General features: G+C 34.0%; 15 protein-coding genes. 12 read left to right on the forward strand and 3 right to left on the reverse strand.

Annotation, left to right across the window (positions count from 1 at the left end; genetic code table 11):
* Positions 1–3: 3 nt before the first annotated feature.
* From ACJJVO_RS15040 to ACJJVO_RS15050, 3 genes are all read right to left on the reverse strand, one after another.
* Positions 4–1,158: a putative glycoside hydrolase gene (locus ACJJVO_RS15040; RefSeq protein WP_405575574.1), complete on the reverse strand. Its 1,155-nt coding sequence runs from the start codon at positions 1,156–1,158 to the stop codon at positions 4–6.
* A 10-nt stretch (positions 1,159–1,168) separates the two neighbouring features.
* Entirely contained in the window at positions 1,169–2,959 is a 1,791-nt protein-coding gene (locus ACJJVO_RS15045) for an alpha-L-fucosidase (protein ID WP_405575576.1), read from the reverse strand.
* A gap of 87 nt (positions 2,960–3,046) precedes the next feature.
* Positions 3,047–6,178 carry a TonB-dependent receptor gene (locus ACJJVO_RS15050; protein WP_405575578.1) on the reverse strand — a complete coding sequence of 1,044 codons (3,132 nt, stop codon included), beginning with the start codon at positions 6,176–6,178 and terminating at the stop codon, positions 3,047–3,049.
* A gap of 216 nt (positions 6,179–6,394) precedes the next feature.
* On the opposite strand from ACJJVO_RS15050, the gene ACJJVO_RS15055 reads away from it, so the two are divergent.
* From ACJJVO_RS15055 to ACJJVO_RS15110, 12 genes are all read left to right on the forward strand, one after another.
* The gene (locus tag ACJJVO_RS15055; protein ID WP_405575580.1) at positions 6,395–7,918 is read left to right on the forward strand and encodes an alpha-L-fucosidase; all 1,524 of its coding nucleotides are present in this window, start codon (positions 6,395–6,397) and stop codon (positions 7,916–7,918) included.
* Positions 7,919–7,951: 33 nt separating this feature from the next.
* The gene (locus tag ACJJVO_RS15060) at positions 7,952–9,136 is read left to right on the forward strand and encodes a putative glycoside hydrolase (RefSeq protein ID WP_405575582.1); all 1,185 of its coding nucleotides are present in this window, start codon (positions 7,952–7,954) and stop codon (positions 9,134–9,136) included.
* A 29-nt stretch (positions 9,137–9,165) separates the two neighbouring features.
* Positions 9,166–11,073: a sulfatase gene (locus tag ACJJVO_RS15065; RefSeq protein WP_405575584.1), complete on the forward strand. Its 1,908-nt coding sequence runs from the start codon at positions 9,166–9,168 to the stop codon at positions 11,071–11,073.
* A gap of 30 nt (positions 11,074–11,103) precedes the next feature.
* The gene (locus ACJJVO_RS15070) at positions 11,104–13,032 is read left to right on the forward strand and encodes a sulfatase (protein WP_405575586.1); all 1,929 of its coding nucleotides are present in this window, start codon (positions 11,104–11,106) and stop codon (positions 13,030–13,032) included.
* Positions 13,033–13,149: 117 nt separating this feature from the next.
* Positions 13,150–14,643, forward strand: a complete 1,494-nt coding sequence (locus ACJJVO_RS15075; RefSeq protein WP_405575588.1) for an arylsulfatase — start codon at positions 13,150–13,152, stop codon at positions 14,641–14,643.
* Positions 14,644–14,847: 204 nt separating this feature from the next.
* On the forward strand, positions 14,848–16,020 hold the full coding sequence (locus tag ACJJVO_RS15080; protein ID WP_405575590.1) for a DUF6786 family protein: 1,173 nt from the start codon (positions 14,848–14,850) through the stop codon (positions 16,018–16,020).
* A gap of 2 nt (positions 16,021–16,022) precedes the next feature.
* The gene (locus ACJJVO_RS15085; protein ID WP_405575592.1) at positions 16,023–17,618 is read left to right on the forward strand and encodes an arylsulfatase; all 1,596 of its coding nucleotides are present in this window, start codon (positions 16,023–16,025) and stop codon (positions 17,616–17,618) included.
* A gap of 29 nt (positions 17,619–17,647) precedes the next feature.
* Entirely contained in the window at positions 17,648–19,507 is a 1,860-nt protein-coding gene (locus tag ACJJVO_RS15090; RefSeq protein ID WP_405575594.1) for an alpha-L-fucosidase, read from the forward strand.
* An 8-nt stretch (positions 19,508–19,515) separates the two neighbouring features.
* Entirely contained in the window at positions 19,516–21,123 is a 1,608-nt protein-coding gene (locus tag ACJJVO_RS15095) for an arylsulfatase (RefSeq protein ID WP_405575596.1), read from the forward strand.
* A gap of 32 nt (positions 21,124–21,155) precedes the next feature.
* Positions 21,156–22,652 (forward strand): arylsulfatase, encoded by a 1,497-nt coding sequence (locus ACJJVO_RS15100; RefSeq protein WP_405575598.1) that lies wholly within the window; start codon positions 21,156–21,158, stop codon positions 22,650–22,652.
* A gap of 15 nt (positions 22,653–22,667) precedes the next feature.
* On the forward strand, positions 22,668–23,816 hold the full coding sequence (locus ACJJVO_RS15105; protein WP_405575600.1) for a prolyl oligopeptidase family serine peptidase: 1,149 nt from the start codon (positions 22,668–22,670) through the stop codon (positions 23,814–23,816).
* 69 nt (positions 23,817–23,885) lie between these two features.
* A complete protein-coding gene (locus ACJJVO_RS15110) occupies positions 23,886–25,418 on the forward strand; it encodes an arylsulfatase (protein WP_405575602.1) in 1,533 nt (510 codons plus the stop codon).
* The last annotated feature ends 7 nt before the right edge of the window (positions 25,419–25,425 follow it).

The following is a 25,425-nucleotide window of genomic DNA, read 5'->3' on the forward strand; positions in this document are numbered from 1 at the left end:
GTATTAGATTTGTTTTTTCCAGTCAATGGTTGCTTTCTTGTTTTCTAAATCAACCCAAATACTAGCATGCTCGTAATTTCGGGTCAAAATCCAATCATTAACTTGCATCTCATTTAAAGGTTTACCTAAAGGTTTATCGAATTCTGGATACCATGAAAGTGATCCCATTTTTAAGCGATATCCCCAATTATAAATAATATACGAATGTTTTTGTGCACCAGCTAAAAAAGAGGCCAAAGCAAAAGTTATATGTTCTTTAGAAATTTCTTCCTTTTCTTTATCAGATTTAGCCATAAACTTTTTGTTAACCCAAGCATTTTCTGGCCAAGTCTTAAACACTACAATTTTTCCGCTCTTACCTGCTTTTTCCATTTCTTGAATATCTTGAAGCATACTTTCTTTAGTTTTGCTATTGAAAAATCCAAAATGTTCAATCATTATGGCATCTGTGAAATCCGGAAAATTATTTCCTACATTTCTAAGTGGAGTGGAGCGTATGCCGTTGTATACAATTAATTTATCATTACCAATTTTGGCCCTGGTTTCTTTAATTAAATCTTTTAAGCCTTGCTGAATGGAATCAAATTTTTCAGTTCCCCACAATTGTTTGTTGCCTGGGTTTGTAACCTGAACTAAAGCATCGAAGAAAACACCGTCTATGTTTTCATTCTTTAAATTGTTTAAAGCAATATTAGACCACCAATCTCTAAGCTCTGGATTTGATAAATCATAGCGCTTTAATTTACCATCTTTTAAATCTAAATCTCCTGTTTTTGTTTTAAGCCACCAATCTGATTTTGTTTGATAATCTTCATGCGCTTTATACATATTATAATCTAAAAAAGCATTCCAATAGAATACCACTTTCATGTCTGGATTTAAATCTTTTAACACTTTTGCATCAGCTGCAATAGCTTCTTCTGAATATTTATATTTTGGAAAACCATGCGCTTTTTCTAACACAGTGAAATTAGAATGAGACGCTATAAATTTTGCTTCAGATTTAGTTAAAAGGTTTCCTTTTTTACCAAAATGAAAAGCTACAGGAACTTTATCCCAACTAAAATCTGGATAATGCTTATCGCTTTGTGAAAAGGTTGCTTGAGCAATTACCAAACTCATTAAAAACAAACTTTTATGTAAAAAGGTTAACTTCATGATACTTACATTATTTTATTGGTAAAATTTTAATAGATTTTAGACTAGATGTTTGTGCATCACCTTCAACCAAAGTTGTTTTTATAATATGATTACCTGCTGTTTTAAATTCTAAAATTCCCATTCTGCGATAGGCATACTTATCGGTTGCTGCTTGCTGGTTTTGAACTTTTACACCTTCATCTGTTGTTGTTTTCCAAACCAATCGTCCTTCACCTTTGTATTCTAAATCTAGATAATAATAACCTGGTTCTTTAACATTAACCTCCCAACAGACCATGCCGTCTTCTTCCCAATTACTTACCTGATTGGCGTGTTTCCATTCGCCAAATTTTTCCATCCAACGGACATTTTTTTGTTCTGCGCCTTCAGCTTTTCCAAATTCGGTTAATAGTCTTGTAGGCACGTTGGGATAAATACCTAAGTTTGTTTCTACAATAGGTTCTGCGTCTTTTAGCTTAACTTCAATTACAGAGATTAACTCTTCTGGAGCTTCGTAAGGCACATTTATAACCAACCAATCGTTTTCTATCTCATATTTTAAGTTACTACTTTCTGATCCATCTAAAAGTAACACGTCCTTCACTTTAGATTTTAAACCAGGTAAATATAATTTACCATCCGTTGGCCATTCACTTACGGATAAATAAAGTGATTTATCATTTGTGGTGATATCTCCCCAAGGTAATGCGTATCCCCAAGGTGAACTGCCTGCATCATAAACTACTTGTGGGTATTTTTTTATCCAACGACCCGATTCTTGTAAAAACTCTATGCCTATACTTGGAATAGCACCACTGCTATCTGGACCAACATTAAATAAATAGGTACCTCCTCTAGCTACGGTTTCAATAACGCGACCTAGAATTTTCTTAGGGCTTTTAAAGTTATTGTCATACCAAGCATAAGACCAAGAATCGTTATTTGTATCACAGGTTTCCCAAAGACCTTCAACATTTCTTGTTGGCACTTCCATATCTCCAATACTAGCGTAGTCTCCCATGCCATAACCAACTCTACTACACATCATGGCATTTGGTTGTAACTCTCTTACCATTTCTGCTAATTCTACTACATACTCTTTTGGCATATCTCCTGGAGTATCAAACCACACAAAATCTATTTGTCCATAATTGGTACAGATTTCTTTAACTTGAGGTTTACACTTATTGTAGAAGTAATCTTTAAAGTCCATTTTGTTTCCATGCTCGTCAACCTCAGGTCCTCTAGTGCCTCCTGGCGCTGTCCAGTCTTGATTATGAGAATAATAAAATCCAAACCCAAGTCCTAATTCTTTACAAGCTGCAGATAACTCGTGCATTGGATCTCTACCAAATGGAGTTGCTTTGACAATATTAAAGTCACTCGCTTTAGAATCGAACATGGCGAAACCTTCATGATGTTTACTGGTAATGATAATGTATTTCATCCCAGCATCTTTTGCAAGTTGCGCAATCTTTTTTGCATCAAATTCAGTAGGATTAAATGTTTTTGCGGTTTCCATATAATCTTTTGGGGAAATATCTGCTACACGTTTGCTCATTAGCCATTCTCCAATGCCGTAATACGTTTTGTCTTCCCATACACCACCTAGATTTGAAAATAAACCCCAATGAATAAACATGCCGTAGTTACCTTCATCGAACATCTTGGCTTTTCCACTTTTTAAAGCGTCACCAGTAACCGTGGTTTCTCCCCACATTTCTTCCATTCCCTTTTTATTCTTGTCTTGAGAATGCATAGCCGAAACACTAATTAAGATTAGTAAAACGGAAACTATAAATCTTTTTTTATTCAACATATGTATGTATTCTTATTAAATTTACTTTTATTTTATTCTTGAGAATCAATAAAAAATTATCTACCTAATGATCCTAAAGAATTATTATTAAAACTTATATCTCATCGTTAATTTCCAAATAGGGTTTCTAGCATAGTAAGCTGAAAAATTTCGAGTATCACCTGCTTGATACCTGCGAATATCCTCACCTGTAAGGTTAGATACTCCTGCACTAAGTTGTAATTTTTTATTTAATAAATTCTTTCTAACGGTAATCCCAAGGGTTGTGGTTCCTTCAGTATAGTGTGGTTCATCTGCACGTGTATTTCCTCCGATAGCTCCTAAATTACTCAGGTAATCACCTCTATAAGCTGCCGTAAACCTTAAAGAAAAACCAGATCGCTCATAATATAAAGTTCCATTAGCATTATGCTTAGCTGTTCCAGGAAAACCATCAGCTTGTTCCCCTAAATCTCCATCAAATTCACTTTCAACGTAAGAATAATTAGCTTTTATACCAAAATCTTTTGCAAAACCAGGTAAAAAAGAAAGGTGTTGATTAAGGCCTACTTCAAAGCCATAAATTTGGCCATCTGTAATGTTTATTGGCTTGGTTATATCAAATAACAAACCAGTTAAATCATCAGTACCTCCTGTGCCATCAGGTAATGCTATCCCTAATAATTCTTCTCCGGGATATGTTTGATCTGGTGTTACTGCTTTTACTATATAATTTTTAAGATCTTTATAAAAAGCACTAAAAATAAAAGCACCTCCGTTGTTAGTATAAAACTCTAAAGTACCATCATACATCCATGCTGTATAAGGTTTTAAGTCAGGGTTACCAGAAACAATAGTTCCTCTTAATCCCGAATTAGCTAAGTCTGCTGCATCTGCAGGATCAATATTAGTTAGAAAAGTAATCTCATTGTTTGGAATTAGATCCACAAACTTTGGTCTTGAAACTCCTCTATAAGCACTTAATCTCAACTTCAGATTTCTTTTTAATGATAAATTAGCATTAAAGCTAGGTAATACATCCCATCTTGAAGTTTCTACTTCATAGTAAAAATTCTCTATTGAAAACTCATCTAGATCATCACCAGTATCTGCATCTTCAAATTGTACTCCACTAAATCCTCTTGATTTATTTTGTGTTCTTACAGCTCTAACTCCAAAATTAAAACTTACTGGTAGTTTAAAAAGCGCTGTATTAATATCCATTTGTGTATAAAAATCGGTACTAGCTTCATTCGCACCATAAGATCTTCTAGCATCAAAACCTAAATTATTTTCTTCTGCCACTACGTCTTTTAAATCTACATCAAAATCAAAAATACTTCCTCCATCTATATTTGCATATCCAGGTAATAAATCTAATACAGCTTGCCCTGGGACTTTAACCCATCCGTTTTGCAATCCAGCAACATTACCTTCATTAAAACCTTCACCTGTAATCTCTCCTAAAAGATCACTGTAAGCTCCACTCTCATTTAGTTCCGCTACAATACCTCCATACAGACCACTTAATTGATCACTATCAGTATGTGAGGAAGTTGTTTGTCTAGCTTCAAAATCAGTTACCGCATATCTAGTTCCAAAAGTTATTTTTGCATTTTCATCTAACTCATATTCTACATCAAATTTTGTAGCATAATTATATCCTTTAGTTTTAATAAGTCTACGTGAAACTCTATTAAGGTCGAAAGAAGCTGGATCAAAAGCCTCTGCAGGTAATCCATAATCAGGAACATTCCCTCTCAAATCAATATCTAAACTTGTTTGGTCATATCCTCCGTTACGTCCTTGAACTCTGTGAGTTATTTGTGTTAAATTTTGAAAAAAATCTAAATCTGAATACGAAATATCTGAAATAATTTTTATTTTATTTATTGGTGTAATTGTTGTATTTAAGCCAATTATATTATTGGTTGACTCATTATCATAAAATTGATTTGCATTCGTAATGGTAGTCCTAGCATTGTCCTCTGAAGAAGGACTTATATACGTTAATATATTTCCATTAAAATCAAGATCTCCTTCATCAAAAATATGGTTTCCCCCTAACAATTGAGTACCTCCTGTACTACCCAAACCTATCTGAAATTGCTGTCTATTCGAATTAGCTTCTACAGTCGTTCGGGTATAGTCTAATACCATATCTATTTCTTTTATTGGTCTCCATTGTATTGCTGCAGATGTTGCAAAACGCACTTGATTGGTTCTTAACAATGAATTATTAATGGTTCTTGCTGCAATTACATCAGAATACACTGTCCCATTTACATCTGTAAGAGTAAGACCTTGAGTAATTCCTCTTAATGAGGTTTCATCTTTTATATTATCTTCATCAGCATAAATAACTGAAAGAGCAACACCTAGTTTATCATTTATTTTCGTTCCGTAAACACCAGAAAATCTTTGACCAAAATCAAGTTCATCAATTGGCGTATTAGATGCGCCTCTTACATTTATACTAGCAAAATATTTTTTCTTTCTATATTTTGCGTCTAACGGTCTTATAGTTAGAAAATCTACTGAACCTCCAATGTTCGTTGTAACTTCTTTAGCCTGCGTTGTCTTATGAATTCTTGCTCCTGAAATGATTTCGGTAGGAATAACATTTAAATTAAACTTTCTAAAATCAGACTTTCCTTCATTACCTGCAGATATTGGTGTACGCCCATTCATTGTTACACCAACAAATTGTGGCCCTATACCTCTAATAGAAACTCTGTCTCCAGACACACCATCAACATCTCTTTCTATTTGTACTCCAGCAACTCTTTGCAAAGCATCTGCTGCGTTGGTGTCTGAAAAATCCCCAATATCTTCTGGTGTAATAGCTTCTATTACAGTAACAGCTTGTCTTTTAGCTCTTACTTCAGCTAAATGCGAAGCACGTATTCCTACATTAATAACTACTTCGTCTAGCGATTCGGAATCAGTTATCATCTTAACATTGATAATAGTCTTTCCGATAGTAGAATGTTCTACAGTCTTAAAACCTAAATAATAAAACTCTAATACAGCATTAGCATTTTTTAATAGTATGGCATATTCTCCATCCATATTAGTCGTTGCACCATTTTTTGTGCCTTTTTCTATAATACTTGCTCCTGGTAAAGGGATATTATTTTCATCTGTAACTTTACCTGTAATAATTTGTTCTTGAGCAAAACCAATAAAGCATTGGAGCATAATCAAAAACAATAAGCTTTTAGTTTTATTTTTTTTCATGACATGATGAGTTAGTTTGTGTTATTACAAATATGTATCAAATAAGATAAATCCACTTGCTCAGTTCGCTTTAAAATTTTCTCATTTCAACCAAACCTGTTTAGAACCAATCGGTATCAGTGCGTTTGAATTTTTACAGCAAAAAAATGACGGAATAGAGAAGCGTTACTAAATTAGTAAATGGTTACTTTGTATATATACGATAAATGAACAGAGATGTCTATAGGAAAACTTACAATCATCCTTTTTTTAACATTAAGTACTTGTTTTGTTTTTGGTCAAACTAAGTCGGCTGAAAAAGTAATTGATGCGAATTGGAAATCTATGGCTGAAAACTATCAGGTTCCAGAATGGTTTCAAGATGGTAAAATTGGTGTTTGGATGCATTGGGGAATTCCCTCTTCAATAGACGAAAACAGAGTTGAAGATGGATCGCACTACGGAAGACGAATGTATGGTGATGAAGATTATGATGCTAGAAATGAACCAGACAGACTTAGAACGGTAAGATTAACAAAATGGCATACGGAACGTTATGGATCTCCTTCAGAATTTGGTTACGAAAAATTTATAGCAGACTTTAAAGCTGAAAATTTTGATGCCGATAAGATTGTACAGTTTGTTAAAGCTTCTGGAGCGCGTTTTATAATGCCTGTGGCCACGCATCACGATAATTTTGACATGTATGATTCCTTCTTTCCGTGGAATTCGGTTAAAATGGGCCCGAAGAAAGATATCCTAAGAGAATGGAAAGATGCCGCTTACAAACATGATTTAAAATTTGGAGTATCTACTCACTTATATTGGTCTCCTCGCTTTTTTAGAACGGCTCGGAAATTTCAAAAAGAAGGCACACCAGAATGGGAATTCTTTAATATGGATTATGACACTAAAGAATTCGCTAGTCAAGATAGTTGGAACGAACATTGGTACAAGCGGTCTTGGGATTTAATAGAAAAATATGATCCAGATATGTTTAATAACGATTCTCCTTATCCGTCTATAAAAACAGGAAAAGGATTGGGTGTTAAACTATTTTCAGAGTATTTAAATAGAGATTTAAAAGAGAATAACGGCAAACAAACCACTGTTTTATCTTTTAAAAACGCAAAAGAGAACAAAGCTGCATTTACTTATAATTTAGAACGAGGGATGTTTGGTGAACAACAAAAACAGCCGTGGATATGGGCAACCGATTTATCTGGAAGTTGGTTTTATAGAAAAGATGCTTTCACCAAAATGTCTTTAAATGTTTTAATTGGTAATGCTATTGATGCCATCAGTAAAAATGGTATTGTAATGATTAATTTGGCGTTAAAAGGCGATGGTACGATTCCTGAGAATCAAATAAAAATGCTTAGCGACTTTGGAGCTTTTGTAAAGATTAATCAAGACGGTATTTACAATACCAGACCTTGGGAAACTTTTGGGGAAGGTCCTTTAGAAATTGTGACAAAACGCGCTGGTGAGAATTTAAAGCCATTCTCAGAAAAAGACATTCGTTTTACCACAAAAGATGGAAATCTTTACGCTTTTCTATTAGCACCACCAACAGAAGATATTTTGATTAAGGTGTTAAAGCAAGATGGGCTTTTACAAAAGAATATAAAAGAGATACAGTTGTTAGGTAGCGATGAAATCATCAACTGGAACCGAAACAAAGATGGTTTGGCTATTACATATGATTTTAAAAACATCCCAAATCAATCTGCTATTTGTTTTAAAATAATTACAGAATAGTTGAAAATACAATTAAATTAACTAGAGGTAACAATGCGTTTTAAATCGTCCTTTTTAGTAGTTTTATTAGCCGTTTCTTTAAGTGCGTGTTCAGTACAAAAACAAGAGACACCTGTGGTAAAACAAAAATTACCAGAATTTTCTTGGGATAAAATGCCTTTGTATATGCATCTGCGTAAATCTGAAGCATTTACAAAAAAGGAACTCACCTATCTTTCAAAATTCCCTTTAATAACCTTTGAAAAAACAACAGGAAGTAAAGCATATGGATCCACAGAAATAGGTACTATTAGAGCTGCTAAAGCTGTAAAAAAAATAAATCCTGATGCCAAAATACTTTACTATAAAAATGTAGTTATAAATTGGGGAGGTTATTCTGAAGATGAAGAATTTTTATATAAACATCCCGAAGCTTTATTAGTTAACACTAAAGGACAAAAAGCGTTGATGCCAAACGGTAGAACGGGCTTCTTTGATATCTCTGAAGACTATGTTCGCGAATATTGGTTAAACCATGTGAAAAAAGTTACCGAAAGCCCATTTATTGATGGGGTGTTTTTAGATGCTAATATTAAAGTTTTAGTCCCTATGTTTTTTAACAATCGTGTTGGAGAAGAAAAACGAGAAGCTATTAAAACGGGCTATTTATCCATGATGGCAGATTTAGACGCTCAAATAGGAAAAGACAACTTATTAATTGCAAATATTCTTCGTGTGCGACCAGAATTTGAAGATTCAGGAAGGGAATACTTAAAATTCTTTGATGGTTCTTACATAGAAGGCTTTGAACATGAAAGTTTTGGCATGACTTATGAAGATTACCTAGCAAAAGGTATTGAGGCTGTTCAAAAATCAGCAAGAGAAGGCAGTGTCATAGCGATGTCTCTTGGTATTGGTAAAGGTTTAGAAAATGCTGAAGCAGGTATTGATGATGCTAGAAAAAAAGTAACTATAAATGAAAATTTTACAGAACGCTTAGATTATCTATTGGCTATTTTTCTTGTTTGCGCTGAGGAATACAGTTATGTCTATCCACATGATGGTTATGATATTCAAAAATCTGCGGTTTGGCTTAAAACGTTTCCGCAGTATGAGAAAAACCTAGGAGCACCAAAAGGCTATGCCGTGCGTGAAGGCTACATTTACACAAGGTCTTTTGAATATTTAGACGTTACCTTAGATATACAAAACAAAACAGCCCAATTAGATTGGAAATAAACTAACACTAAATTATTTATACATATAAAATGAAATCACTTTTAACAACTCTAGCAATTTTATTGTTCTTTTCTAATTATGGAATTAGTCAAGAAAAAAAGGATTTAGTAAAACCCAATATCATTATTTTTTATGCTGATGATTTAGGTTGGCAAGATACAGAAATAAATAATTTGGATGAACCAAGCCCATGGGAAACGCCTAATATTTCAAAATTAGCCAAAGATGCTGTAAACTTTACCAACGGATATTCTCCTGCACCTACTTGTGCTCCATCTAGATGTGCTGTTTTAAGTGGATTGCATCCTACCAAAACAGGAGTAACACACGTTGCTGGAGGTCAAATGCCTACCGCAGAACAAAGCGCTAACTATATATCGCCTTTTTTTGAAGGAGGGTTGTTTCCAAAACATTTTACAATTGCGGAAGCCTTAAAAATGAATGGATATAAAACAGGACATATTGGAAAATGGCATGCAGGACATGACGATTCTCAAAAATCAAAAAACCAAGGTTTTGATTTTGTTCATGAATCTAGAGGAGCACATCAAGGACCTAAAAAACCAGACAATCGTTTGAATACATTTGCAACAAAAGCAAAGAATGATCCTTACCGTTTAAGTGATGAAAAATATCCTCCTTTTACCAAAGAATCTCCAGAAGGAATTTCATATCCATATGATGAAATTACTGAGAATGCTCTTAAATTTATTGGTGAAAGTAAAAACGAGCCTTTCTTCTTATATTTAGCACATTGGATGGTTCATTCTCCAATTCATACTAAAAACCGCGAGTTATTACAATACTACTGTGATAAGTTAGGAATTGATTTCCCAACAAAAGATGTCCCTGTAACTACAGAAGGTCAAACAAACCCTTATTTTGGATCTATGGTAACAACCTTAGACTGGAGTTTAGGACGTGTTGTAGACTTACTAAAGAAAACAGATGACCCTAGAAATCCTGGTAAAAAATTATACGAAACTACTTATATCTTTTTTTCTTCGGATAATGGTGCCGTTGAACATGTAGGCAAAGAAATAGTTACAGATAATTTTCCATTAGATGAAGGAAAAAAATATGCTCAAGAAGGAGGTATTAGGGTACCAATGCTAATTTATGGACCAAGCGTACCAAAAGGAAAAGTATATGATGGATTGGTAAATCAATTAGATTTTTACCCAACAATAGTAGGTTTAACAGATAGTAAGATACCAACGAAGTATAGTTCAGATTTAGATGGATTAAATATTTCAAACGTATTATTAAATACTGATGCTGTTATTAAAGATGAAAAGGGAATAGAAAGAAAAGATTTATGGTGGCATTTTCCTCACAATCGTGAATTTCAAATGCAATCTGCAATAAGAGCGGGAGATTATAAATTGTATAAAAACCATGTAAAAGGTAATTATGAATTATACCGCTTGTACAAAGATGGTAAAAGAGCAGATTTAGAAGAGAAATTTGATATTGCAGAACAGTCTCCAGAGATTGTTAAAGATTTATCTACAAGATTAGAAAAGTATTTAAAAGATTACGATGCTAAATTCCCTTATAAAAATCCTTTAAAAATAAAAGGAGAACCAGAAAATGTAGCTGCTATTCCAAAAATTAAAACAGATTCTTTTGACCCTTCATCACGTAAAATTACGGTTACATTAGAAAAAGGGAGTTCTAAAGTTATTGAGTTTTATGGATTGATATCTTACAAAGATTTACATGCCGTTAAGAAAAATGGAAAACATAGAAAAGTTCACGAACCTTTTACAAAATTAGAAGGAGAATTTAATAAAAAGACCTCAGAATATACCTTAACGCTTCCAGTTGGAGTAACAGAAGCAGGTATCATTTTTATAGATGAAAACAGATTTATGGTTAAAAGTAAATTTCATGCTTTAAAATCAACTAAAAAATCTAAAAAAAATAAGAAATAAGAAAAACAAATAAAATTTAAAATACTTAAGATGAAAAACAAAACAAATCTTTTAGGTTTATTGTTCTTATCACTATTTGTATCCAATACAATGTATAGTCAAAAGAATTCTAAATTAATAAAACCAAATATCATCATTTTTTATGCGGATGATTTAGGTTGGCAAGATGTACAATTAAATGATTTAGACGAACCTTGTGCTTGGGATACACCAAATATTGCGGCATTAGCAAAAGATGCCATCAATTTTACAAATGCATATTCTCCAGCTCCAACTTGTGCGCCTTCGAGATCTGCACTTTTAAGTGGATTACATCCTGCTAAAACAGGCATAACAAATGTAAGTGGAGGAGGAATTCCTAAGGCTCAGAGAGCTGAAAAATATATTAGTCCTTATTTTCCATCAGGATTAATGCCTGAAAACTTTACCATAGCAGAAGCTTTAAAAATGAATGGCTATAAAACAGGACATGTAGGGAAATGGCACGCAGGACATCTTGAGATTCAAAAATCAACGAATCAAGGTTTTGATTTTGCACATGAATCTAGAGGTGCACATCAAGGTCCTAAAAAACCAGACACTCGTTTGACGGCGTTTGCAACAAATGAAGCTAATGATCCATACCGTTTAAGTAAAGAAAAATATTTTCCTTTTACAAAAGAGTCTCCTGAAGGAATCTCTTATCCAACTGATGCAGTCACAGAAAATGCACTTAAATTTATTACCGAAAGTAAAGAGGAACCTTTCTTTTTATATTTGGCGCATTGGATGGTACACTACCCAATTCACACAAAAAATCGTAAATTATTAGACTATTATTGTGATAAATTAGGAGTAGAGCTTCCAGAAGTAGATGCTGAATGGACTAAAGAAGGCCAGAATAACCCTTATTTTGGTGCTATGGTCACCACTTTAGATTGGAGTTTAGGTCGTGTTGTCGATTTATTAAAGAAAACAGACGACCCTAGAAATCCAGGAAAAAAATTATACGAAACGACTTATATTATCTTTTCATCTGATAATGGTGGAGCGGAAACTCGTAAAGCAGAAGTAATGTCGGATAATGCTCCTTTAGACAAGGGGAAAAAATATAGCGAAGAAGGTGGTATTAGAGTCCCAATGCTTATTTTGGGACCAAATATTCCAAAGGAAAAAACAAAAGATGTTTTAATCAATCAATTAGACTTCTATCCAACTATTTTAAGCCTTACCAATAGTGAAATACCTTCTAAATATAGTGATGATTTAGACGGATTAGATATTTCTAATGTCTTGTTAAATAACGAAAATGATGTAAAAGATAGCAAAGGAAAACCTAGAGAAGATTTATGGTGGCACTATCCTTATGGAGACGATGTTAAAAACCAATCGGCTATTAGATCTGGAGACTATAAATTGTATAAAAACTTTAATTCTGGTAAATATGTATTGCATCGTTTGTATAAAGATGGAAAGCGATATGATTTAGAAGAACAACATGATATTGCAGCAGAATCTCCTGAAATTGTTAATAAGTTAGCTGCTAAACTAGAAAAGTATCTAAAAGATTACGATGCTAAGCTGCCATATAAAGATCCTTCTAAATTTAAAAACGAAGAGGATGCAGCCGCTATTCCAGTTATTGTGAATGATGTTTTTGATGCAAACTCTCGTAAAGTTTCTATTCAATTAGAAAAAGGAAAATCTAATGTAATTGAAAGTTATGCACTTATTAAAATCTCTGATAAACCAAGTGCTACTGGAAAGAAAAAATTACACACAACATACATAGAAGTACCTTTAGAGTCTAGTAAAGATAAATTAGAATACACTTTTAATGTACCAAAAGATGCACATGAATGTGGAGTTATTTTTATCGATGAAAATAGATTTATGGTGAAAAGTAAATTTCATGAGTTAATAAAGACTCCTAAAAAAGGAAAGAAAAAAAATAAAAAGAAAAAGAAAAAAAAGAATTAAGCTTTTAAAGGAAGTGAAAAGATATAAGAGGTCTTTAATAGAGTTATAATCTTTTTATGGAAAAAGTCGAGTTTCAAAAAGTAAAGTAATTAAAAGTTAAATATAAAAATAGGAATCATGAAAAATGTAGTTATCAACTGTTGCTTGTGTTTCCTGTTTTATTTTCAAATTAATTACGCACAAGAAAATTCAAAAAATCTTAAAAACAGTAAACCTAACATCATCTTTGTAATGACGGATGATCAAGGTATGGGAGATTTTTCTTGTATGGGAAATGAAGTTGTAAAAACTCCCAATATTGATGCTTTTTATCAAAAATCAACACGTTTTACAGAATACCATGTAAGTCCTACTTGCGCTCCTTCTCGAGCTGCTCTAATGAGTGGTCGTCATGAATTTAGAGTAGGTGTTACCCATACTATTTTAGATCGCGAACGCATGGCTTTAGAGGTGTACACGCTACCTCAAGCGTTGCAGTCTGCAGGTTACCAAACCGGACTTTTTGGTAAATGGCACTTGGGAGATGCAAAGGAGTATTTACCACAAAACAGAGGATTTAATGAAGTACTGATGCATGGAGCTGGTGGCATTGGACAAGTGAGTTTAGGTGATTTTCCACCTAATAAAGACAATGTTTATTTTGATAATATCTTACTTCACAATGAAACCATTGTAAAAACCAAAGGCTTTTGTACCGATGTTTTTTTTGATGCTGCCTTGTCTTGGTCCAAAGAAAAGATAGATCATAAACAATCCTATTTTACCTATATCTCTTTAAATGCACCTCACGCACCTTTGGTTGCTCCTGAAGCTTACAAAAAACGATTTTTAGAATTAGGATATGATGAAGGGACTGCAGGCAGATATGGTATGATTGAAAATATTGATGACAATTTTGGAAGATTGATGCGTAAACTTGAAGAATGGAATGCTTTAGAAAACACCTTAGTTATTTTTACTACAGATAATGGAGCAACACATTTAAGAGGAACTTTAAATGGGGAAAACGTAAAGCACTTTAATGCCAACCTTAAAGGTGGAAAAAACTCGCCAAATGAAGGTGGAAATCACGTGCCGCTTTTCTTTTATTGGAAAGGTGTTTTAACGGAAGGCAAAGATATTAACCAGCTTACAGCGCATGTAGATTTATATAAAACTTTTACGGAATTGGCAAGAGTTAAACTACCAGAATCGATGCAACCCTTAGAAGGCTTATCCTTATTGCCATTGTTAGAAAATACAACGACAACTTGGAAAGATCGTTTGATGTTTACACATTGTGGACGTTGGAAAACAGGAATGGTTAATGAAGCTAAATACACTAAAATGGCGATTAGAAGTCAGCAATGGCGTTTTGTAAATAACAAGGAATTGTATGATGTTATTAGCGATCCTGGTGAGCGTGAAAATGTGGCTGCACAAAACCCTGATGTGATTACTAAATTTGAACAACCTTATAATGAATGGTGGACCAATTCTATTCCACTTATGGTAAACGAAAACAGAAAAAGAGTAAAGGAACATCCGCTTCACATAAGGTATTATAAGCAACTAGATACAAAAGGGATACCTTATTGGAGTCCGAAAAGTGGGATTGCTGAAAAAAACTAAAAAAGTAAAATGTAATGATTTCTAGTTCATCTAAAATGATCCATTTATTTAAAAGAGATATCTTTTAGGTTGAATTAGATATGAGGTTAATCTAAAAGAAATTGCAAATTAGTAATCTTTAAAAATTTCTTTTTCGTAGAAAACGATTTTGAGATTCTAATGAATTTACAAGTACACTGGTATTCTAAAACTATAATTAATATTATGAAAAAAGACCACGGTTTTTCTAAAGATCTTAACTTTCTTAAAAAGCATACAAATATTATGGTCTTACAAGAAGGTCAGAGTGCTGTAGTTATTGCCCCTCAATTTCAAGGACGTGTTATGACGAGCACTACAAATGTAAATGAAGGCGACGGTTTTGGTTGGATTAACAAAAAAGTTATTGAAGCTGGTTTCTTATCAAAAGAAGAACGTAAAGGACGCTTAGAAAATCAGATTTATGTATTTGGAGGTGAAGAGCGTTTTTGGTTAGGTCCTGAAGGCGGTCAGTTTTCGCTCTTTTTTAAACCAGAAGACGATTTTGAATTTTCAAACTGGAAAACTCCAGCTGTTATAGATACAGAGGCTTTTACCTTGGTTTCTCATACAGATCATTCGGCGACGTTTGAACACCGTTGTGAACTCATAAATAAAAGTGGAACAATTTTTAAAATGGGTATTGGACGTTCCATTTCTATTTTAAATAAAGCATCCATTGAAAACATAATAAAAAAGAAATTTTCAGCAAATGTTGAGTTTGTTGGTTATCAAACCAATAATCAAATTACAAATATTGGTGATCAACCATGGATACCAGAAACGGGCTTACCTTCTATTTGGATGTTAGGGATGTATAAACCATCGTCAGAAACGACTATGATTATTCCTTTTAAAGATGGAGAAGAAGCCATTTTAGGACAAACAGTAAATGACACCTATTTTGGTAAGGTGCCTAAAGACTATTTAGAAGTAAAAGAAAATATTTTGTTTTTTAAGGGAGATGGGACCAAACGGAGTAAAATTGGAGTCAACTCAAAACGCTCAAAAGGAATTGCAGGAAGCTATGACGCCTTAGGTAAAGTTTTGACTTTAATCACTTATAATACCCAAGAAGCGCCCCATGGATATGTGAATTCAGCATGGGAGCACCAAGAAGAACCCTTTGCAGGAGATGTATTAAATGCTTATAACGATGGTTCTCCAGAACCAGGAGTTCCACCGATGGGACCATTTTATGAGTTAGAAACGTCGTCGCCAGCAGCAGCCTTAAAACCAAATGAAACGATGGTTCATATTCAAACCACTATTCATTTACAAGGAGAAGAACAAGAATTAAGTAAAATCGCAGAAGCAACATTAGGCGTTAGCTTAGATGCTATTATAAAATCATTATAGCAATGAAGCGATTAAAAAATATATTAATACGATGTTTAATGTTGGTGTCTTATGTAAGTTTGACATTTATAGCAACAGCTTGCGCACAAGAATCTAATAAACCAAATATCATTGTTATTTATACAGATGATCAGGGCTATGGAGATGTAAGCACTTTAAATAAAGATGCTAAATTTAAAACACCAAACATGGACCGTTTAGTAAATGAAGGGATTGCCTTTACAAATGGGCACAGTGCTTCTTCAGTATGTACACCTTCTAGATATTCCTTGTTAACTGGTCGTTATAGTTGGAGAACAACACTTAAAAATGGTGTGATGAAATCTGAAGCCACATGTTTAATAGAAGATGGAAGAGAAACATTGGCATCACTTTTAAAAAATCAAGGTTACAATACAGCAATGGTGGGCAAATGGCATTTAGGAATGGATTTTCCTGGAACTCCTCAAAACAGAGATTGGTCACAGCCTATAAAAGATATGCCCTTAGACAAAGGCTTTGATTATTTTTATGGAGTACCAGCCTCATTAAATTTTGGTATTCTGGCTTGGTTTGAAGGTAGATTTGCCAAAGTTCCTCCAACAGAATATACGAATAAAAAGAAAAATGATAGGCATGTAGATTATCGAATCATGCCACCATATGATACAACTCCCGAACAGACAAAAGAGAAATTAGGAAAACCTGGTTTTGAGGTTGCTCCAGATTTTACGGATAACCAATGTCTAACTCAATTTACAGAGAAAGCCATTGATTGGATGAAAACCGTAGAAGGTGATGCTAAAAATGATAAACCTTTTTTCTTGTATTTACCATATACATCTCCACATTATCCTGTAGCTCCATTACCAGAATTTCATGGTCAAGGAGATTCAGGTGCTTATGGTGAATTTGTAATAGAGACGGATTATCATATTGGACAAATTTTAAATTATTTAAAAGAGTCAGGACTAGATGATGATACATTGATTGTTTTTACCAGTGATAATGGTCCTGAAAAATCTTGGAGTAAACGTATCGAAGAATTTAATCATGACAGTAGAGGAGGATTAAAAGAAGGAAAACGTTCGGTTTACGAAGGCGGTCACCGCGTGCCATTTATAGTGCGTTGGCCAAATGGAATTAAAGAATCTGGTCGTACATGGAATAAACCTGTAGGACAAGTTGACTTATTAGCAACTTTTGCGGATTTATTAGGAGTTGATATTTCAGACAATGCAGGTGAAGATAGTCAAAGTTTTGCTTCAGTTTTAACAACAACTCAAAGTACATATAACCGCTTACCTCTTATAAATAGAGGAGATAATGGTAAAATTGGCAGGTATGCTATTACCGAAGGCAACTGGAAATTGGTTTTACCATCTAAAAAGAAAGAAGAAGGCATTGAATTATATGATTTAGATAATGATCCAAGCGAGGAGACAAATTTAGCAAAGAAACACCCTAAAAAAGTAAAGGATTTAACAGCTAAAATAAATGTCATTATTGCTAGCGGACGCACAACTAAAGGGGTTTATCAGAATAATGATACTGGGTATTGGGATGATTTAACTTGGATGACAGCTGAAGCGTATAATACCATAGCAACAGAAAACTAGAAAGAAAGTAAACAACAACTATATTTAAGATGAAAACTAATTTAAGAATTATTTGTTTACTAATTGTACCCATTTTGGCACAGTATGGATGTGTACAAAAAGAAAAGACAAATGAATCTGAAAGTCAGGTTTTTGACCAAACTATGAATTGGGCATTATTAAATAAGGCAGATGGTGTAAAAGAAGGAAATACATACAGTTGGGATATTGAAGTCACACACCCAATTGATTATTCCGTACAAGTTGTTTTTGATGCTTTACCAACAAATTCATCCGTGGCTAAAGTTACGATAGATGATCAGGAGTTAGAGGGAGACTTTCAAAAAGATTACACCACTTATAACCATAAAATAGTTTCAGAATTCAAGAAGCCAATTAAAATTAAGGATATCTCAGCTAAACATGTTTTAACTATAGAGACAGAAGCCAATTTTAATCAAGTACGATTGGTGCCGCATTATAAAAATTTAGTGGGTTCTGGTAAATATCACAGCGAATGGTTAACCATGCATCAATCTAATGAAAAACAAGAAGCGCTTAAATGGTTTAAAGAGGCAAAACTTGGTATGTTTATACATTGGGGATTATATTCTCAGGCAGGTGGAATTTGGAAAGGGACTAAAATTAACGATGCTCCATATCCAGGACCAAAAGTAGCAGAATGGTTAATGCATGCGTTTCAAATTCCTAGGGATGAATATGCCCAACTCGCAAAAACGTTTAACCCAGATAAATCTTTTGCGCAAAACATAGCCAAACTTGCCAAAGATGTTGGAATGAAATATGTAGTGATTACCTCTAAACATCACGACGGTTTTGCATTGTTTGATTCTGAGAGTTCAGAATACGATATGGTAGATGCAACGCCTTACAAAGCCGATGTTGTAAAAGAATTATATGAAGCTTGTTTAACCGAAGGTTTAGATTTTGGTGTTTATTATTCACATGGAAACGACTGGAATGATGGAGGTGATGGTAACTACGCTAACGTAAAAAAAGTAAATGATTCCTTAGGAATCTATACTCATAGTTCTGGTAAAAATTTGTGGGATCCAAGTCCAAATACACATGCCGAATATTATGCCTCTAAAAGTTATCCGCAAATTAAAGAGCTTATTGCGTTATTACCAAAGTTACGTTTAATTTGGTTTGATGGTGAAGGATTTACAACTGAAGAACAATCCTTTACGTTTTACAAAATGGTGTACAATGCAAATCCAAATATATTGGTAAACAGAAGAGTTGGCTGGGAGTTTGGAGATTATTTAGATGCCGGAGATAATAAGATTCCTTCGGCCTCCGAAACGTTAGAAAAGTATTGGGAAACTTGTGGTACTACGAATAATTCTTGGGGTTATAAATCTTATGATGAAGACTGGAAAAGTCCAAAAGAATTGCTGTATTATTTTGTAGATATTCTATCTAAAGGTGGAAACTACCTATTAAATATAGGTCCTGATGGAAAAGGACACGTACCAGAAGCTAGTGCACAAAACTTGCGCGACATGGGCAAATGGATTCATCAAAATGCAGATGCTGTTTACGGAACAACCCGTTGGAAAACACCAAACGAAGGACAAGAAGAAACATTATTAGATGGCACAGGTCATAGAGCTGCCAAAGGTTTCAAAAGAGATTTTACATCTAAAGATTTTTGGTTTACTGCTAAAGAAAATAAAGTTTATGTTATTTCACTCACCCAAACAGAAGGAGATATCTTAATAAAATCACTAAAAAAGGGTGAAGGAGATATTGAACAGGTAAAACTATTAGGAAGCGATAAGATCCTTAGTTGGAATCAGAATAAAAACGGATTACAAACCATAATAACAGGAGTGCCTAAAGACGCACTTGGTTACGTTATAGAAGTGACTTTAAAAAATAATTAAATAAAATTATGAAAACTAAAACAACTCAAATACTTATAATTAGTAGCTTATTATTGGCATCACTTTTTATGCTTACCAGTTTTGATAATAATGATACTACAGAAGAACTAAAACCCCAAAAGCCAAATATCATATACATTTTGGCAGATGATTTGGGTATTGGTGATTTAAGTATTTATAACGAAAACAGTAAAATACAAACACCTCATTTAGATCAAATGGGTAAAGAAGGTATGCAGTTTACAGATGCACATACCTCTTCTTCTGTGTGTACACCAACACGATACGGCATCTTAACTGGAAGATACAATTGGCGTACGCCTTTAAAAGAATTTGTGACTTGGGGAAATTCACCTAGTTTAATTCAGAAAAACAGATTAACAGTGGCACAGATGCTAAAAAATAAAGGCTATAAAACAGCAAGTATTGGAAAATGGCATTTGGGTTTAAACTGGACGATGAAAAACAACAGCAAAGAGTTTGATCATTTTTCAGATACATCAGATCGCTTGAATTTTAAGGCTATTGATTATAGTCAACCTTTAAAGTTTGGTCCTAATGATATGGGCTTCGATTATTCATATATGATTTCAGCATCCCTAAACATGCCACCTTTTGTGTATATAGAAAATAATAAGGCCACCATGGTACCAACAGGAATTTCGGCTCAAACCAAAAAACAATCACCATATGCCACTTGGATTAGAGGAGATATTGCGGATGATTTTAAACATGAAGACGTACTACCAAATGTTGTAGATAAATCTATTGCTTTCATTAAGGAAAATGCCAATAAAGACCAACCTTTTTTTATGTACATTCCTTTGCCTTCTCCACATAATCCAGTGTTACCAATTGCACCATGGAAAGGTCAAAGCGACATTAAAAGTCCTTATGCCGATTTTGTAATCATGATAGATGATTTAATGGGTCGTATTTTTGAAACATTAAAAGCACAAGGCATTGACGAGAATACATTAGTCATCTTTACTAGCGATAACGGTTTTGCTACCACTAACGATTTAAAAACTTTAAAAAAGGAAAAACACAGTCCAAGTTATATTTATAGTGGTTATAAAGGAAGTTATTTAGAAGGAGGTCACAGAGTCCCATTTTTAGTAAAATGGCCAGGAAAAATAAAACCAAATTCGGTTTCAGAGGCCACCATATGTACTACAGACTTTATGGCAACATGTGCAGACATTATCGATTATGATTTTAAGGATAATGAGGCAGAAGATAGTTTTAGCATGATGCCTTTATTAACCAATGAAGGAGATTATTTAAGAGATGCCACTATTCATCATGACAAGTATGGTGTTTTTGCGATTAGAAAAGGAGATTGGAAATTAATCGTATCTCCAAACTCAGGTATTATGGCCTCTGGAGAAACAAAAATACATAAAGATGTTACTGCGGAAGAAATTCTATACAATTTAAAAAAGGACGTCAAAGAGAGAAATAACTTTGCTGATCAATTCCCTGAAAAGGTTAAGGAATTAAAAGCAATTCTAATCCAACAAATAAAAGAGGGTAGAAGTACGCCTGGGAAAGTTCAAGAAAACGACCCTATTTTAGGAGAATGGCCTCAAGCAAAGTTTGCTTTAAAAAAATAATTTAAGCAACAATAATTATATTAAAAGAACGAATGAACATATTAAAATTTCTTTTCATATCAGTTTTAGTAACATCCTGTAAGTCTAATGCGACTGTCCAAAAGCAAGAAGTTCCTATTAAAAACACAACTCCTAATATCGTATACATTTTAGCCGATGATATGGGTTATGGAGACCTTTCGGCTTTAAATTCAGAATCCGGAATTCAAACTCCACACATGGATAAAATGCTATCAGAAGGAGTTCATTTTACAGATGCACACACAAATTCTTCAGTGTGTACACCTACTAGATATGGCATCATTACAGGGCGTTATGCCTGGAGAAGCTCACTAAAAAGAGGTGTTTTAAACGGTTATAAACCTGCCTTAATAGAAGAAAGCAGGCCAACAGTAGCTTCTTATCTTAAAAGTAATGGTTATACAACGGCCTGCATTGGTAAATGGCACATAGGTATAGATATGCAACCAAAAGATGGAGATAAGACTATAAAAGCAAAAGACGGAGTTAGCAATGTAGATTTTAGTAAACCCATAAAAGACCCTAGTTATTTAGGCTTTGACTATTCGTATATCATTCCTGCATCATTAGACATCCCTCCTTATTTATATATCGAAAATGGAAAAGCTGTAGAATTACCTACAGCATATACAAACGTAAAAAGAAAGGGTCGCGGTCTTAGTTGGAGGCCAGGGGAAAAAGCACCTAATTTTGTTTTTGATCAAGTCTTAGACAATTTTACAAAAAAATCGGTTTCTTTTATTGATGATCAAAAAAATACAGACCAACCTTTCTTCCTTTATTTTGCGTTAACAGCACCTCATACACCTTGGTTACCAATAGGTGATGCTGTAGGTAAATCTGAAGCAGGCGATTATGGTGATTATGTTACTATGGTAGATGATGCTGTTGGTGCAGTTGTTACTGCCTTAGAAAAAGCAGGAAAACTAGATAACACCTTAATTATTGTGACTTCTGATAACGGCTCTAATTGGACCGAAAGAGATAAAGAAAAATTTGCGCATCGTGCAAATTATATTTACAAAGGGCAAAAAGCCGATATTTATGAGGGAGGTCATAGAGTCCCTTATATTGCAAAATGGCCAGGTGTCATTCCTGAAGGATTGGAATCGAATCAACTCATGTGTACAACAGATTTGTTTGCTACCTTATCTGGTGTATTAAATCAACCTAACGTAGAAAAAGGAGCTGAAGATAGTTACAATCTTTGGCCTGCTTATACATCTAATATAGAGACACCAATCAGAGAAGCCGTGGTACATCATTCAATTTACGGCATGTTCTCCATAAGAAAAGGCAAGTGGAAATACACTCCCGAATTAGGTTCAGGTGGTTTTACAAAGCCAAAATCTATAGAACCAAAACCTAACGAAACTCCTGGGACGTTATACGATATGATTAATGATCCTGAAGAAAAGAATAATCTCTATAATGAACATCCTGAAGTTGTAGCAGAATTAGAACAACTTTTAGAGACCTATAAAAGTCAAGGGTATAGTAATAAATAGGAATACAGCAGAGTTATGACAAGATTTAGAAAATTTAATTTTAATGTTTCATTAGTAATTCTAGGTATCACATTTCCTTTTTTACAAGGATTTGCGCAATCAGAGGATCAATCCAACGGAGCGTATCGTGATGTTTACATTAACAAAACTTGGGAAAGATTAGATGTAAACAAAGACGGTCAATTTACAGAGGATGACAACAAACGCCTATGGAAAAATTTAAATAAATTATTGGACAGTAACGGAGATGCCCTAGTTAGCTTTGAAGAATTTTCGGCAAACAAGCAAGTTCCATATCTAAAGACAGAAGGAAAAAGAAAGTTAAATGTGCTTTATAAAGTTACCGAAGAAGAGGATTTATACTTAGATATTTATTATCCTAAAACGTCAAAGGAAGGAGAGAAATTACCCGTAGTGATATACACACATGGAGGTGGATGGACAACCGGTAGCAGACACGGAGCAGCTAATGCTTCTTTTAAAACTGTGCATACGGCACTTTTAGAAAAAGGATTTTGTGTGGTATCCGTGAGTTACAGACTTTGGAAAAAAGACGGAAATACGACCATGAGAGACTGCGTAATAGACAGTAAAGATGCTATGCGTTATTTGTCTAAACATAGTGAAACATTAGGCATTGATGCCAATCAGTTTTTCTCTTTTGGAGACTCTGCTGGTGGTCAAATTTCCCAAATGCTATTATTAAGCTCACCTGAAACTTTAAAAGGCGATCCTGATTTGGCTTCTTACAAATATAACATGGTCGCTGGAGGATCTTGGTACGGTCCTTGCGATTTTGAAGATATCAGTTTATTTAATCATGATGATAGCCCCAATTTTAAAGATCGATTTGGTGCTAGAATAACAAAACCAGATACCAAACCTAAAGATAAATTAGCGCTATATAAGGAAATGAGTCCGATTAATTATTTAGAAAAAAACAGTGCTCCGTTATTAATGATTCAAGGCGATAAGGACACTACCATCCCAGTAAATCACGCTTATTATATGGCAGAAAAAGCGAATGAGGTTGGTGCACCTGTAACCACATTAATTGTAAAAAACGCAGGTCATAATTGGAGAAAAGTTGGAGCTGACATTAATCCAACACGAGAATCGATAATCAAAACAACAATAGATTATTTTGTTTCTTATTTAAAATAAACGGAATACAATACTATAAAGATTCCTTTAAAAAATTTTATTTCACAACAATACTAAATTAATATAACCATGAAAAAACAAAAACGTAATAGCTTAAGATTAATTGTTTTGCTATTAAGCATCTTTACTTGGTCTTCTAATGCCCAAAAAAAGGCAAAGAAACCTAATATTGTTCTAATAGTCTGTGATGATTTAGGCTATGGTGATGTACAAAGTTTAGCACCAGAAACTAGTAAAATTAAAACCCCTCATATAGATCAATTAAACCAAGAAGGGATGACATTTACGGATGCACATGCTGGAGCATCTGTTTGTACACCTACACGATATGGTATTATGACCGGACGTTATAGCTGGCGTACAAAATTACAAAGTGGCGTCGTATCTGGTTTTGCTCCAGATTTAATTAAAGAAGACCGACCAACAATTGGAAATTTTCTTAAAGACCAAGGGTATCATACAGCTATCATTGGAAAATGGCATTTGAATTTTCAATATATTGATTCTATTTCGCAAACAACCATTCGCAAAAAAGGGAGAAACTTACCTCCTATAGGTGCAACGATACCAGATGGACCTATTCATAGAGGATTTGATTATTATCATGGTTTTCACCACGCTGGAAGTATGAAAGCAGTTATAGAAAATGACAAAGTAATTATTCATGACGATGAAATTAATATGCTACCTCGTTTAACAACTAAATCTGTAGAGTATATTAACGAACAAGCAAAGCATAAAGATGGTAAGCCATTTTTCTTATATGTGCCTTTAGGATCTCCGCATACACCAATTGTACCTTCAAAAGAATGGCAAGGCAAAAGTGGACTTGGTAATTATGCTGATTTTGTAATGCAAACAGATGCCACTGTGGGATCTATTTTAGATGCGCTTAAGGCAAATGGATTATCAGACAACACATTGGTAATTTTTACTAGTGATAACGGTGCCTCTAGAGCTGCAAATATCAAAGGACTTGCAAATAAAGGTCATTTAGTAAGTGCAGGCTATCGTGGTTCAAAATCCGATTTATGGGATGGCGGCCATCGCATACCATTTATTGTAAAATGGCCCAATAACATAGCACCTAACAGCACAAACAATGATTTAATTTGCTTAACCGATATTTTCGCTACGTTTTCTGAAATAACAGATATTGCTATGCCAAGCAAAAGTGGTGAAGATAGTGTGAGTTTTTTACCAGCATTACACGGGGAAGCTATTAATAGTACTAGAGCTGGAGTTATTCATCATTCCATAAGTGGCCATTTTGGGTATAGACTAGGAAAATGGAAATTGTTATTAGCAAGAGGTTCAGGAGGTTGGAGTACTCCTAAAGAAGATGATCCTACATTAGATACTATGCCTGTTGCGCAATTATATGATATGGAAAATGATCCTGCCGAAACCACAAACTTATATACAACACATCCTGAAATTGCGGAACAACTTTTAAAGCAATTGGAATTGGATATAAAAACAGGAAGAAGTACCAAAGGGGAGTTTTCTGAAAATGATATGGATGATATTATTTTATGGAAAAAAAGAACTGTTAATAGAAGTAAGAAAGCAAAAAATAAAAAGAAGAAGTCTAAAAATTAATAATTAA

The sequence above is a fragment of the Winogradskyella sp. Asnod2-B02-A genome, assembly GCF_045063645.1.
GTDB lineage: Bacteria > Bacteroidota > Bacteroidia > Flavobacteriales > Flavobacteriaceae > Winogradskyella.